Annotated in this window: 12 protein-coding genes; 5 read left to right on the top strand and 7 right to left on the bottom strand. The window is 65.0% G+C overall.

Annotated features, from left to right (window positions below):
* Positions 1 to 2: 2 nt before the first annotated feature.
* Together E4K65_RS21640 and E4K65_RS47405 are read right to left on the bottom strand one after the other, a co-directional pair.
* Complete coding sequence (locus E4K65_RS21640) at positions 3 to 1,946, bottom strand: BTAD domain-containing putative transcriptional regulator (protein WP_235885692.1); 1,944 nt, start codon at positions 1,944 to 1,946, stop codon at positions 3 to 5.
* Positions 1,947 to 2,078: 132 nt separating this feature from the next.
* Complete coding sequence (locus E4K65_RS47405) at positions 2,079 to 2,288, bottom strand: hypothetical protein (RefSeq protein WP_167771015.1); 210 nt, start codon at positions 2,286 to 2,288, stop codon at positions 2,079 to 2,081.
* A 59-nt stretch (positions 2,289 to 2,347) separates the two neighbouring features.
* Here E4K65_RS47405 and E4K65_RS21635 point away from each other — a divergent pair, with 59 nt between their 5' ends.
* The 4 genes from E4K65_RS21635 (at position 2,348) to E4K65_RS21625 (ending at position 4,607) form a co-directional block, all read left to right on the top strand.
* The gene (locus tag E4K65_RS21635; protein ID WP_135175899.1) at positions 2,348 to 2,779 is read left to right on the top strand and encodes a hypothetical protein; all 432 of its coding nucleotides are present in this window, start codon (positions 2,348 to 2,350) and stop codon (positions 2,777 to 2,779) included.
* 140 nt (positions 2,780 to 2,919) lie between these two features.
* Positions 2,920 to 3,279 (top strand): hypothetical protein, encoded by a 360-nt coding sequence (locus E4K65_RS21630; protein WP_135175898.1) that lies wholly within the window; start codon positions 2,920 to 2,922, stop codon positions 3,277 to 3,279.
* Between the two features lie 53 nt (positions 3,280 to 3,332).
* The gene (locus E4K65_RS47400) at positions 3,333 to 3,485 is read left to right on the top strand and encodes a hypothetical protein (RefSeq protein ID WP_167770997.1); all 153 of its coding nucleotides are present in this window, start codon (positions 3,333 to 3,335) and stop codon (positions 3,483 to 3,485) included.
* A gap of 228 nt (positions 3,486 to 3,713) precedes the next feature.
* Positions 3,714 to 4,607 carry a hypothetical protein gene (locus tag E4K65_RS21625; RefSeq protein WP_235885698.1) on the top strand — a complete coding sequence of 298 codons (894 nt, stop codon included), beginning with the start codon at positions 3,714 to 3,716 and terminating at the stop codon, positions 4,605 to 4,607.
* Between the two features lie 88 nt (positions 4,608 to 4,695).
* On the opposite strand, the gene E4K65_RS21620 is transcribed toward E4K65_RS21625, so the two are convergent.
* The 3 genes from E4K65_RS21620 to E4K65_RS21610 all read right to left on the bottom strand — a co-directional run bounded on the left by E4K65_RS21620 (position 4,696) and on the right by E4K65_RS21610 (position 11,405).
* Positions 4,696 to 7,281, bottom strand: a complete 2,586-nt coding sequence (locus E4K65_RS21620) for an EAL domain-containing protein (protein ID WP_135175896.1) — start codon at positions 7,279 to 7,281, stop codon at positions 4,696 to 4,698.
* A gap of 156 nt (positions 7,282 to 7,437) precedes the next feature.
* Positions 7,438 to 8,736, bottom strand: a complete 1,299-nt coding sequence (locus E4K65_RS21615) for an MFS transporter (protein WP_135175895.1) — start codon at positions 8,734 to 8,736, stop codon at positions 7,438 to 7,440.
* Positions 8,737 to 8,975: 239 nt separating this feature from the next.
* Positions 8,976 to 11,405, bottom strand: a complete 2,430-nt coding sequence (locus E4K65_RS21610) for a bifunctional diguanylate cyclase/phosphodiesterase (protein WP_167771024.1) — start codon at positions 11,403 to 11,405, stop codon at positions 8,976 to 8,978.
* 286 nt (positions 11,406 to 11,691) lie between these two features.
* Here E4K65_RS21610 and E4K65_RS21605 point away from each other — a divergent pair, with 286 nt between their 5' ends.
* Positions 11,692 to 12,858: an ABC transporter substrate-binding protein gene (locus tag E4K65_RS21605; protein ID WP_135175893.1), complete on the top strand. Its 1,167-nt coding sequence runs from the start codon at positions 11,692 to 11,694 to the stop codon at positions 12,856 to 12,858.
* Positions 12,859 to 12,879: 21 nt separating this feature from the next.
* Here E4K65_RS21605 and E4K65_RS49515 read toward each other — a convergent pair whose 3' ends face one another.
* Both E4K65_RS49515 and E4K65_RS21600 read right to left on the bottom strand, forming a co-directional pair.
* A complete protein-coding gene (locus E4K65_RS49515) occupies positions 12,880 to 13,011 on the bottom strand; it encodes a hypothetical protein (RefSeq protein WP_283813858.1) in 132 nt (43 codons plus the stop codon).
* A gap of 86 nt (positions 13,012 to 13,097) precedes the next feature.
* Positions 13,098 to 14,075, bottom strand: a complete 978-nt coding sequence (locus E4K65_RS21600) for an NAD(P)-dependent oxidoreductase (protein ID WP_135175892.1) — start codon at positions 14,073 to 14,075, stop codon at positions 13,098 to 13,100.

Below are 14,075 nucleotides of genomic sequence, written 5' to 3'. Positions count from 1 at the left end.
GCTCAATCGGCCACACCGGCAACCTGCTGGGCCGAAAGGTAGCGTTCGAGAGCATCGTCTTGCTTGAAGAAGCGCATGGCGCGCAGATCGCGGATCGTTGTCTTTTGTGTTGCATCGCGACGCCGCGTGATCTCGCGAGCTTCTTCCAGGCGGCCGGCGGCGACCAGATTGGCCGCCAACATACGATGGCCGGTGCCATTGCCCGGATTGTGCTGAACCGACTTGCGTGCCCAGGCGATGCCATCCTGATGGCGCCCGAGCGCAAAGCAAGACGCCGTCAATCCTGTCATCCACAAATGCAGCATACTGTCGTAGGGACTGAGGACGAGAGAACGATGAAGGCATGCGAGTGCGTTCTCGTAGTCGCCTGCCATGCTATCGATCATTCCGAGCGTACCCCACGCGAAGGCCGAACTGGGATTGAGCCTCACGGCCTCGATGGCGTGAATACGCCCCTGATCGTTGTCGCCGGCCGGCCCAAAGAGCGTGAAGCCGTAGACCGCATGGGCAAAAGCGTCCGTACCGTCCTGCTCGACGGCGCGGCGCGCCAGACCTAGCGCCTCGGTCGCGGCGTCCGGCGACGTGCGTGCGCCAAGCGGCGAAGCCATGACGAGTCCCCAGGCGAGCGCCGCGAGCGTCGGCGAGCGCGCCTCATCAAGGCTGAGAGACTGTCGAAGCAGATCGATCGCCTTGGTGATATCCTCGCGGGTGCCGCCCCAGAGGTGGTGAAGGGCACGCAAATAGAGGTCGTACGCAGAAAGATTGGTTGGCTGCTTGCGACGTGCTCGTTCGATCTCGGCGCTCCGAACGGCGGGATCGACGACCGCAGCGACGCTGCTGCTGACGTCATCCTGCAGATCGAAGATGTCGGTCAGTGGGCGGTCATAGCGATCGGACCAGACCTGGGCCTCACTGCCGCTATGGGTCAGCTCGGCCGACACGCGAATGCGGTTGCCGGCCTTGCGTATCTGGCCGCTCAAGACGTATTGGACACCGAGTTGTTGCGCAATTTGCTGGCTGGTCATTCCCTTGTCCCGGAGGGCAAAGCTCGTCCCGCGTGCAATCACCACGAGGGCGCGAAAGCGCGACAGGGCCGTGATAATGTCCGCGGTGACGCCGTCGGCGAAATAGTCCTGCTCGGGGTCACCGCTCATGTTGCTGAACGGCAGAACCACCAGGGACGGCTTCTCGTCGTGCATGACGAGCGCCAGCGGGGGTGAGGCCTCCGGCGCGACCTCACCTGCAGCCGGCGCGGCGTTCTGCGCGTGATTGCTGCGCAGTTCCGCGGCCAGCGACCTGGTTGCCAGATCCGGCTCGGTGCTCAGCTCGCGCTTCAGCAAAGCAACGACGTCCCGATAGTATTTGAGCGCCTCGGCGTTACGTCCCGTTGCGGACAAAGCGCGCATGATCAAGCGATGCGAATCTTCGCGCAGGTTATTGAGTGCATTGGCGCGCTGGCCGGTTCGCAGGGCCTGCTCCGCACGACCCTCGGACAGCTCATGCCCACCGAGGGTCACCATCGCGCCCAGAGCGAGCTCCGATAACCGCTCGCGTTCGCCGGCGACCCATTCGCTCCAGCTTTCTTCGCCGACACTGACGTCGTCAGCCAGGCGCCCACGATAGAGGTCCGCCGCCGCACTCAATGCATCACGGCTGCCGTCTTGGACAAGCTTTTCAAATCGGCTCACATCGCAGGCGATCACAGCGGCATTCAGCGATACGAGTTCGCCATCGCTCTTCAGCGCATCCTGACCCAGGATCTGACGCAGCTTGAAGAGCGCTTGTCGCAGATTTTGCTTCGCTTGCGCATCGAGGTGAGATCCCCACAGCAAGGTCGAGAGTTTTTCGCGTGACTGCGAGTCAGGAGCCATGCAGGCCAGGAAGGCCAGCAACCCCGCGAGCTTCTTGTTCGGCAGGCTGACGGCACCATCCGGCCCTGTCAGCACGAAACGCCCCAGAAGCGAGAGATTAAAGTTTGGGCACGCCGCAGATGTAGCTCTGACCACGCCGCCTCCGATTCAATCACACGCACCCGTTGGGTATACACTCTACAGCAATTGCCAGCCTTGCGAACATTATTAACGCGCCAATGACGATTGAATAACGCCTGCGAAGACGGCTGCAGGTTCTGATCCCATTGCGACGGGATGCCGATTGGTGAAACGGCGCTCGGCAATTTCATCCGGAAAGCAGTCATGTGCGCGCGTCACCTCCTCGCAGCGATCGCCGTTCTTTTCATGGTCCTTGCGGGGATCGACGTCGCGCTGACGGCCTTTGCCGCTCCGCATGCCGGGGCGGCTTCGGACTCGGCACCTCCGGTCACACCACTCCTTTTCGGAGGCGACTGATGGACTCCGGCGTCACAACGGCCATCAAACAGGAGATCGCATTGACCCATCTGGACGATCAAATTCTCGATTGGGATGAAGCTGCCAGGCTCAGTCCTCGCGCGTCGTTTCCTGAGGCCGCGAATGCGCCGCGGGCAAAGTCCCAAGTGCGCATCTCCGACACCATTCCCCCCGCAAAGGATTTTCATCTGCGCGGTTTGGCGCCCCTCACGCTGTTCGTCGCCTGGTACCAGCGCGCCCGCTTCAGGGCGGAGCTGCTTGCCGACCTCAGGCACAAGCCCGAATACCTCAGAGACATCGGGATTTGCCTGCACGAGGCGACGTCCGAAACCACCCGATTCTTCTGGGAGCCGGTCCTGCTCACGCGCAGCCCAGCCGGATGCGACCAGCAATCGTCGCCATTTTCGCGGCCCACGCCGGGATCGACGTAAGCGAACCGGGCGAACGCCGCAGTAGTGGGCATGCCGGCAAGCGCGGCGGCAGATTTCGATGCACGTCTCAATCGTCTCAGGCGAGCCCGGCGCACGCACGGACCACCTGCGCCATGCTGCGCAGCATCAGGAGAATAGCCATGAAGATCGACGTCCCCGCCCCACCTCGGAGCTCTCTCGCATCGACGATCCTCGCTGCACTACACGAATCCCGCCGCCGAGAGGCAACCGACGTCATTCATCGCTACCGGCATCTTGGTTCCGATCGAGTCGAAATCAACCTTTGCGACCCGACGCCATCGCCGGACACGAAAACGCACGCTCGTCAGTTGCTGAACAAGCGAAGGAGCAAGAACGTGGGACGATTGAGCGAAACACAGTTGATGGTCCTCATTCTTCTGGAATTCGGCGTCGTTCACGTGATTGGCGGCGTCCTCATTGCGCGCGCGGCACCCGCGCAAGGTGAACCTTCCCTGGTCGTCGCAGCCTGGGGCGACTGACGGTGCCGGCGACGAAAGCTGCTTCATTGGATGTGAAAGATCGAGGGGCCGACGTGACAGCAATCATCAACGCGATTTCCCGGACGGTCGTCTCGGTCTCCCGTGCCGACGTGGCGAAACACGCTCTGCTGCTGGCCGGAGCCTGCGCTTTCGTGTTCGTGCTCTCGCTGACCGATGGCCTGGATTTGAGCGCCGGACTGTTTTGATCGTCGCGGTGGCGAGAACCACGAACGCCGCCGGCGCCGTGCACTGACGCCGGCGACCCGTCTTCGGCGGGTGTCGATTGGTGTCACGCGAATTATGCACCGCGCATTCCGGCCATCAGAGCCTGCAATCCGAAGATTTCACAGCGCCGACACGCACGTAAACGAGGAGCCGATATGTACGTTGGCAGAATATTGTCTACGCTTGGCGGACAAGGACCGACGCTTTTGGTGATCTCACTTTGCGCCGGGCTGTTGATCAGTCCGCTCGCTCATATCGGCTACGATCTTTTGCCTTTGTCGGCATTCCTCCTGACACTCGGCTCGTTTCTCACTGCCGGGCTCGCGCCGTCCGAGGCCAGGATTCGTTTACCGCTGATGGCCGTGGTGCTTGTCTGGGTTGGCCTGGCGCTCCCTTTGGCAGCCGCCGCTCTGCTGTCCTCTCTTCCGCTTGATCCCGCGCTGCGGGCCGGTGTTCTGCTTTCGCTGCTGGCGCCGCCGGTCGGAAGCGCTGCTGCGATTGCGGGGATGCTTGGCTTGCGGCCACGTCTTGCGCTCCTCGTCTCCATCGCACTGACCCTCCTCGCGCCAATTTCGATTCCGTGTTTTGCCACACTGCTCGGACTTGGAGTTGCGTTCGACATGGGCGCCCTGGCTATCCGGCTGTTCAGCATTATCGGAGCAGCAGGCATGGTTGCCTTTCCGGCAATATGGTTCCACCGACATCTGACCCCCGTTCTGCCCGACCAACGCGCGGCCACCGGGATCGCCGTTGTCGGACTCATCATCGTTGGACTAGCCACTTCACAGGGCATCCGGGCCCAATGGACCAGCAATGCCCTGCGTTTCGACATGATGCTCGTCGCGGCAATCGTTGCCAATTTCGGGTTATGCGCGCTCGCTACGCTCACCTTCGCCAGACTGGGGCTGCAGACCGCCGGAACAATAGGCCTCGTGACCGGAAACCGTAACGTCACTCTCGTGTGGGCGGCAGCGAGCTTCGGTCTACCGCCACTCGCGGAGGGCTATGTCGCCGCGTGCGTCATTCCCGTGCTCGCGCTTCCTCTCATCATCAAGCTTTGTCTCAGACTACCTTCCTTCGGCCGTTTCGTGCCGCAAAACTGATGACTGAGAGCGGACACCGCCGGCGGTTTCCATGGATCACGGAGGAAGATGAGCATGGACTCCGTGGCGCCTCGCGGGCCGATTAGCTCTACGCCGAGCGCTTCACCGCGTCGCGCCCCGCCGGCGCAGCATCGAGCCGGCCCGGCATCGCCCTCGCCTGCTCGGCGCAGTGCTCGATCAGCCAGCGCTCGAACGCGACCGGAGGAAGCGCGGGCGCGTAGAGGAAGCCCTGCACGACGTCGCAGCCGAGATCGGCCAGCAATTTGCGCTGCGCCTCGGTCTCGACGCCTTCGGCGACGACGGTCATGCCGAGGCCCTGCCCCACGCGCACCACGGCGGTAGCGATTGCCAATGCGCCGGCGTCCTTCTCGATGTCACGCATGAAACTGCGGTCGATCTTGAGCTCGCGGATCGGCAGGTGCGCGAGGCGGCTGAGGCTGGAATAGCCGGTGCCGAAATCGTCCACCGAGAGCCCGACGCCGAGCTCGCGGATCGCGTTCATCGTCTCGATCGCGGCGACGCTGTCCTGCATGAACGCGCCTTCGGTGATCTCCAGCATCAGCGCATCCGGCGGCAGCCCGTATTCGGCCAGAATGTCGGCCAGCCGCGCCGCCAGCGTGACGTTGCGGAAATTGATCGGCGACAGGTTCACCGACACGCAGGGAATGTTGAGCCCGGCGCGGCGCCAGCTCGCCATCTGCCGGCAGGCCTCGCGCACCGACCACAGGCCGATCTGCTCGATCAGGCCGCATTCCTCGGCAAGCGGAATGAACTTTGCCGGCGAGACGTCGCCGAGTTCGGCATCGTGCCAGCGCGCCAACGCCTCGAGGCCATGGATCGCGCCGTCGCAGCTGCGGATCTGCGGCTGGTAGCTGAGCGTGAGTTCGCCCTCCGCGATGGCACGGCGCAGAGCTGCGATCAGCGCCAGCCGCTGCTCGGTCAACCCGTTCATCTCGGCGCTGAACAACCGATGGGTCGAACGTCCCGCCTGCTTGGCCATGTACATGGCGGCGTCGGCCTGCTGCATCAGCGTGTCGATGTCGGTGGCATGATCGGGATAGAGGCTGATGCCGATGCTGGCCGACATCTGCATCTGCCTGGAGCCGAGCCGCAACGGCGCAGCCAGCGCCTCGGTGATCCCGGTCGCGACACGCCCCGCACTCTCGGCGTTGCGATGCGGCAGCAGCACGACGAATTCATCGCCGCCGAGCCGGCCCAGGATGTCTTCGGGCCCGATCTGCTCGCGCAGCCGCTGCGCGAGCTGGATCAGGAGCTCGTCGCCGGCGGCGTGACCGAGCGTATCGTTGACGTCCTTGAAATGGTCGACGTCGAGGAAGGCCAGCGCGACGTGGCTGCCGGTCGGACAGGCGTCGATCGCGGCGGAGATCAGGTGCCGCAGCTGCGCGCGGTTGGGCAGGCCGGTGAGGATGTCGTGATAGGCGAGCCGCGCGATCTCCGCGCGCGCCTCCTTGCGCTCGATCGCAAACGCGCCGAGGTTGACGCAGGCGTCGACGATGCGCCGGTGCCAGTTGCTCGGCGCGCGCGGTTCCCGGTAGTAGAAGGCGAAGGTGGCGATGACCCTTCCGTCCTTGGCCTTGACCGGTGTCGACCAGCAGGCGCGCAGGCCAATCCCGAGTGGCATCGCCTTGTAGGGCTGCCAGCGCGGATCGGTGTCGAGATCCTCAGCCAGAACCGGCTCGCCATAATAGGCAGCCGTTCCGCAGGAGCCGACATCGGGGCCGATCGCAACGCCGTCCAATGCGCGGGAATAGTCCTCGGGCAGGCTCGGCCCCCCGAGCGGGTGGATCAGGCCCGCGGCATCGACGTGAAGCAGCGAGCAGACCACGTCGGGCGCAATCTCCTCGACGCGGCGACACAGCCGGTCGGCGATCTCGGCGATCGGAACCTCATCGGCCAGCGCGCTCATGATGAGCTGCTGGAGCGAGCGCAGCTGCTTGGTCTCGGTGATGTCCTCGAGCAGCGCGAAGATGTGCCTGACCCTGCCCTTCTTGTCGCGGAAGGCATCGATCCGGGCGCAGACCCAGATCTCCTCGCCGTCCTTGTCGTAGGCGAGCACCTCGGCCTCGCCGCGGCGGCCGCCATGCATCAAACGCTTGACGAATTTGGCGACGGCCTTGCGATCGGTGTGGCGGCCGGCGATGAGCGCGCCCGCGCGGCGCCCTTCGGCCTCCGCGCTGGTATAGCCGAACAGCGAAGTGAACGTCGAATTGACGTAGACGATGTTCTGCTCGGTGTCAGTGATGATCACCACGCGGTTGGTCTGGTCGGAAACGGCGTGGAGAAGCCCGATCCGCACACGGCGCTCGGCCTCCGCGGTGACGTCGCGGGCGAACACGATGTGATGGACCGCGCCATCGATGGTCGCGGAGGACAGCGTGATGGCCGCCTTGATGCGGCTGCCGTCGCGCCGCACGAGGCTGATCTCGTCGCGGAAATCCGTGACCGCATCGGCCTGGAGGCATTTGAGGGTGAGAACGCCGGCATCGCGACCGAGCACCTCGGTGCGCGCGAGCTTCCAGATCCGCTCCGCGGCGGTGTTGAAGTGCGTGATGCGCTGCGCGTCATCGACGATGACGACGCCATCGTCGGCGCGTTCGAGCGCAGCCAGCAGCAGTTCCGGAGTTTCTGTCGCAAGAGGATCGGAGGCAGACATCGTTGGACCCGGAGTGATCGGGAAGAAGCAGAAATCGATCGAGGCTAGCGCTTCGATGGTGTCCAAGATGTTTTTGCAGTCCCGCCGCGTCCCGCCAAGACGCGGCATGCTTAACGGTCCGCGAAAGAGACGAAGGTAATCCGATGCGTGTGGAACCTACTCCGCGCGTGCGCCCTGGAGCTTGTGCAGCCGTCCGGCCACGGCCCGCACCTTGCCGGGCGATGCCCGCCATACCGACAGCGCCGACAACGCGCTCACGACGATGGCGATGGCGAAGGCGAGCGTGTAATCGCCCGTGCGATCATAGAGAAAACCCGTGAGCCAGGGACCGGCTGCGCCGCCGGCCAGGGCCGCCAGCATGATCGTGCCGAAGATGCTGCCCTGGTGCTTGCCCTGGAAGATCTCGAACACCACCGCGCCCATGATCGAGGTGAGGCCGTAGCCAAGCGCGCCTTGCGCGAACACCATGAGATAGACGAGCCAGAGCGAAGGCCCGAACTTCAGCGCCATCAGTGCCGCGAAACAGATCGCAAAACCCGCGCAGCTGATGGCCCAGACCCATTCCCGTCCAATGCGGTCGGAAACGTGGCCCAGCACGATCTGGCCGGGAATGCCGAGCAGGCTGACGATGCCAAGCGCCCACACCGCGACACCGGGGCTGAAGCCGATATCGAGCAGGAACTTGGTCTGGTGCACCTGCACCGCGTACCAGATGTATAGGCCGGAGAAATAGCCGACCGCGATCCACCAGAACCGCGCCGTCCCGACGGCGCGCTTGAGCGTCCACTCGGTGCCGACCCAGACGGGATCGACGATGTTGGAGACCGGCTTTGCGGCGCCGGCGGCCGGCGCGGCATCGCCATCCGGTCGAAGGCCGATATCCTCGGGGCGCTTGTGCAGGAACAGGTTGATCGGCGCCAGCACGATCAGGATGAGCAGACCCATCGCGGTGCAGGCCGTGCGCCAGCCGGTCTGTTCGATCATGTGCTGCACCCATGGCAGCAGCGTCACCGAGCCGATGCCGACGCCGGCGAAGGCGATGCCGATGGCGAAGCCGCGCTTGCGGATGAACCAGTTCGGCAGGAACAGCGACTGGCCGGAATAGCCGAGACAGACGCTGCCGGCGCCGACCATGACACCGATGGTCACGTAGAGATGCCAGGGCTCGCTTGTGAGCGGAGCGAGCAGCAGCCCGCCACCCATCAGCACGACGCCGAGCTCCATCACCCCGCGCGGACCGGCGCGGTCCATCAGGCGGCCGATCAGCGGGCTGACCACGCCCGACACCACGAAGCCGAAGGAGAATGCGCCCGCGGTGATCCCGCGCTCCCAGTCGAATTCGGAGATGATCGGCGGAAAGAACAGCGAAAACGCGGTGCGTGCGTTGACGCCGATGGCCATGGTGACGAAGGTCACCGCGACCACGACCCAGCCGTAGAAGAACGGAAGCCGCATGTTGTGTTTATTTCATCCCTAGACGATCCTACCGACCATCCGGGGACGCCCGGGTCAAGCGCTTTTCGCGGATGCCCGTCCGGCGCAATCGCATTCGAGAGGACGCGGCTGGAGGATTTCTTGCGGCCCATCCTTCGAGACGCCCGCTCTGGCGGGCTCCTCAGGATGAGGACGGAGTGCGCGGTAACAGGTTTGGCAAGCACCGATGCCGCTTAGCCTCATCCCGAGGAGACGAGCGCTCAGGCGGCGTCGAGTTGCGAAGGCCGGACGGACTCGTCGAATGCGATCTGGTCGACCGGCTGCGGACGCCCGAACAGATAGCCTTGCGCGAAATTGACGCCGAGCGCCTTCAGCCGCTCGAACTCCTCGCATGTCTCGACGCCCTCGGCGGTGACCGACATGTCCAGCCCGCGCGCCAGCGTCACGATCGAGGCGATGATGGCGGAACTGCGCGGCTGATGCGTGAGGTTGCGGATGAACGACTTGTCGATCTTGATCTTGTCGAACGGGAACGTGGTCAGATAGCTGAGCGACGAATAGCCGGTGCCGAAATCGTCGAGCGCGAGCTCGATGCCGATACTCTTCAGCCGCTCCATGAAAGCGAGGTTCTCGACGCCGCGTTCGAGCAGGACCGATTCCGTGATCTCGATCTCCAGCCGCTGCGGTGGCAGGCCGGAATCGGCGAGCGCCGCGCAGATCATCTCGAACAGCTCGGCCTCCTTGAACTGGATCGGCGACAAGTTCACCGCGACCGCAAGGCCGGAGGGCCAGCCGGCCGCATCCGCGCAGGCGCGCCGCAGCACAAATTCACCGAGCGGCACGATCAGCCCGGTCTCCTCCGCCAGCGGAATGAACTGGTCCGGTGGGATCAGGCCGCGGCTCGGATGCCGCCAGCGCACCAGAGCCTCGAAGCCGCGCCGCTGGCCGCTGGCCGCATCGACGAACGGCTGGTAGTGCACTTCGAGCTGGCAAAGCGCGATGGCGTCGCGCAGGTCGCCTTCCAGCGTGCTGCGCGCCTCGAGCTCGGCCGACATCGCCTCGTCGTAGATGGTGAAGCAGTTGCGGCCCGCTGATTTCGAGCGATAGAGCGCAAGGTCGGCCTTCTTGAGCAGCTGTTCGTGGTCGCTGCCGTGGTCCGGCGCGATCGCAATGCCGATGCTGGTGCCGATCTCGACGCGATGTCCGGGCAGGAGGAACGGTTCGGCCACGAGCTTGGCGATCCGTCCCGCCAGCTCGGTGGAGCAGACCCGCTGGTCCTCGCAGCCCTCCTGGATGATGGCGAACTCGTCGCCGCCGAGCCGCGCCAAGACGTCGGTGGCGCGCAGCGCGGATTTCAGCCGCTGCGCCACCTGGCGCAGCAGCGCATCGCCGGCGCCGTGACCGAGCGAGTCGTTGACGTTCTTGAAACGGTCGAGATCGAGCATCAGGATCGAGAAGGTCGAACCGCTGTCGTTGAGCTGGCTGTTGAGATCGTCGAGCCGGGCGAGGAAGAAGGCACGGTTCGGCAGGCCGGTCAGGATGTCGGTCTGGGCGAGCTCGAGCACCCGACGGTTCGCCAGCGACAGGCGCCGCGAATTGCGGCTTGCCAGCATAAGATAAGTCGACAGCGACAGCGTCAGCAGCATGCCGACGATGAGGACCGCGACCGCGCGATCGTAGGACGTCTCGAGCGCGCCGCCGGCCGTCGGCATGGCGCGCACCTGCCAGTCGGTGTCGCCGATCTTGAGACTGCCCGACCAGTGCAGGGCCCGCGCGACGTCCCGCATCGACTGCGGCGCCGTGGCGGCCGACGAATAATCCGGCAGGCTTTGTTCGAGGCTCACTATCTGTCCCGTGAAGGGCGGATAGACGTTGACGCTGACCGCGGGGCTTGCGCCGGTGGTCACGCGAATGGACTGGACCAGCACCGGCAGGTCGAACACGCCGATGACGAAGCCGGCCAGATTGCGGCGCCGGTCGGCGACCGTCTCGCGCGACGTCCCTTTGGCGTAGACGGGAATGGCCACGAGGACGTCGGGCAGCCGGCCGCCCTCCTTGGGTTCGAACAGGCGGGTGCGGAGGGCCGCGATCCGATCGTTGTCGCGCGCCCGCTCCAGGACCGCACGACGTTCCGGGACGGTCGCGTAATCCATGCCGTAGACCTGCGAGGTCTTGGGCTGGGTCGAGTAGAACACCGGAAAATATTCGTCGCTCTGCGGCGCGACCGCGAAGGCATCACCCTGGAGCGACTTGATGCGATAGCCGGGCACGCCGTCCGTGATCGCGGCGGCCTCGTATTCGGCGCGCTCCTTGCGGTTGACGCGCGGCAGCCAGGCGATTCGCAGCATGCCGGGATGGCGCTCGAACAGACGGGTGCTGAAGGTCTCGAATTCGCTGCGGGTGATTTCGTCTTTGGTCGATTCGAACAGCGTGCGCAGCGCGACGAGCCTAGAGATATACTCGCTCATGCCGTTCTGCATGACGATCGCTTCGGTTTCGGCCGCGTTCTCGAACTCGAGCTTGTTGACGCGGTTTTCCCATCGCGCAACGGCGGCCGCGCCCGCGACCGAGAACAGCAGGCCGACGGCAACCGCGACCAGCGCAGGGCGATAGAGTCCGAGCAGCGGCGCGGCACGCCACCATCCGGTCAACCGTTTCCGATCCTGATCGTTCTGATCGCGACCGCCCATCTTGATCCGCAAGTCCCCATCGGCACGGCGGCTCGAACTTCTGGTTGAGCCACCGGAGCCACTATCGGACAAGGATCGGGGTTAAGAACTGCGAAATTTCGGAACCCGGTCGTCCGGGATTGCGCGGGTTAGTTAATGATTGCCCCAGCAAGTTGCGGCAGAGTGGTAGTAAGTTGCCGGTTTTACCCGGAGTCTTACGGATCGTCGGCACGGCGCGGGTTAGCGACCTGTTCAGCCCGCAGAACTATCGTTTCCGCAACGCGTCCTGCATCCGACAAGCATCCACATGACACGATCGCGATCCGCGACATACCTCGCCTTGACCGTCGCATTGCTGGCCGCGGCAATGCTGCCTGCGAAAGGCGACGAGGTCGGCGTCAGCGACGATGCGATCCTGTTCGGCCAGGCGGCCGCACTCGAGGGCCCCTCCTCGGCGCTTGGGCAGCGCATGCGGCAAGGCATCGTCGCGGCGTTCACCGAGATCAACGGCAAGGGCGGCGTCCATGGCCGCAAGCTCCAGCTCATCAGCCGCGACGACGGCTACGACCCCGATCGCTCGGTGGCGCAAACGCTGCGGCTGATCGAGGACGACAGGGTGTTCGCGCTGATCGGCGCGGTGGGCACGCCGACCGCGATCGCGACGATCCCGATCACCAGCGCCAGGAACGCCCCCTTCATCGGTCCGTTCACCGGCGCCGAATTCCTGCGCGACCTCGAGCTTCCGAACGTCGTCAACATCCGCGCGAGCTACGGCGCGGAAGCCGAGGCATGGATCAAGCACCTCACCGAGGACCGCCGGTTCACCCGCATCGGCATCTTCTACCAGGATGATTCCTTCGGCCGCGATGGACTTGTCGGCGTGAAGCGCGCGCTTGCCAGGCGCGGCCTCGAGCTCGCCGCCGAAGGCACCTTCGAGCGCAACACCCGCGCCGTCGCCTCGGCCTGGCGGATGATCAAGCGCGCCGAACCCGAGGCGATCGTGATGGTCGGGACCTACGGTCCCTGCGCCGAATTCATCAAGCTCGCACACCGCAGCGGCTCGTATCCGACCTTCGTCAACATCTCCTTCGTCGGCGCCAATGCGCTCGCCAGGGAGCTCGGCCCCGACGGCGAAGGCGTCATCGTCTCGCAGGTGGTGCCGTTTCCCTGGGACCGCTCGCTCAAGCTCGTTGCCGATTACCAGGCGGCGCAGACGGCGTTCGACCCGACGCTGACACCCGACTTCGTGTCGCTCGAAGGCTATCTCTCCGGCCGCCTCGCCGCCGCAGCTCTGGAAAAGGCCGGACCGAAACCGACGCGCGCGAACCTCCTGCGCGCCATTAACGACGTCGGCCGCTTCGACATCAGCGGCAACGTCGTCACCGTCGGCATGCGCATGATCGACGCCCCGCCGAAGGTGTTCCTGACGGTGATCCAGAAGGACGGGACATTCAAGGCGGTGGACCGGCTGTAGGGCGTGCGGTCCTTGCTGCAGCTAGCGATCAGACTTCTTGCCGTTCGCCTGGCCGTAGGGAGGTTTGTTGTCGGCATCGAAGGTGAGGCTGGCGCAGGCGGTCAATGACAGGCCGATTACGATCGCGCACGCCGCCGCAGTCAGAAACTTCATGACTCAACCTGCTCAATGAACCATTGCCCGACAGGCACGGAACTTTGACGTCACGGGCCCGGAGGAGGTTCAAGGCAGGCGTGTGGTCAGGGACGGCGCGTCCAGCGGTCGGCGTTGACGGCGCCCTGCGGGACCGCGCCTTTGACGATCGCTTCCACCTGCCGCACAGTTTCCAGCGACTGGTATTCGATCGCTTGCGGCGTCAACCCGCCGACATGCGGCGTCGCGACGACGTTGGGAAGCTTCGCGAGCTCCGGCGTCGGCATCTGGTCGGGCGCGCGGCCGACGTCCATTGCCGCGCCGGCGATGCGGCCTTCCAGCAGCGCTTTCGCCAGCGCCGCCTCGTCGACGAGATTGCCGCGCGACAGATTGATGAAGACGGCATGCCTTTGCATGCGCGCCAGTGCCGCCTCGCCGATCAGATTCTCGGTCGCTTCGTTGGCAATCGCAAGGCAGACGACATAGTCCGATACGGCGAGGAGCTCGTCGAGGCCGACCTGCCTGATGGCGCTGTCGCTGACATCAGCGAAGGGATCGGCGACCAGCACCTCCATGCGCATCACCTTGGCGATTTCGGCGAGATAACGCCCGATGCTGCCATAGCCGATGATGCCGATCTTGCCGCCGGCGAGCTGGCGGCCCATCCGCGCCTCGGGTTTGCGTCCGGCCTGGTAGTCCGCCGTCGTTCGCGACACGCCGCGGGATAGATCGACCATGAAGCCGAGCGCGAGCTCGGCGACCGCCTGCACGAAGCCGGGGCCGGCGCGGGTCACGAGCACACCCGCCTTCGAGGCCGCATCGACGTCGACGTTGCGGATGTCGACGGCGCAGCGGACGAAGGCGCGCAGATGCGGCAATTGCGGAAAGATCTCGCCGCGTCCCTCGGTCATGCGATCGGCGACGATGATGTCAACGTCCCTGGCCGCGCGGACGAGGCCGGCCGCGTCGAGCGGCTGATCGCCCTCGTGCAGGATCACCTCGGCAGCCGCGCGCAGGCCGTTCAGGCTGCGATCGCCATAGTAATTCCGCCGCATCTCCGGCGTGTGGGCGAGCAGGACTTTCAC

It is taken from the genome of Bradyrhizobium niftali, assembly GCF_004571025.1.
Taxonomy (GTDB): Bacteria; Pseudomonadota; Alphaproteobacteria; order Rhizobiales; family Xanthobacteraceae; genus Bradyrhizobium; species Bradyrhizobium niftali.
Note: the sequence above shows the minus strand (reverse complement) of the source record. Positions and strands in the feature narration are given on the sequence as shown.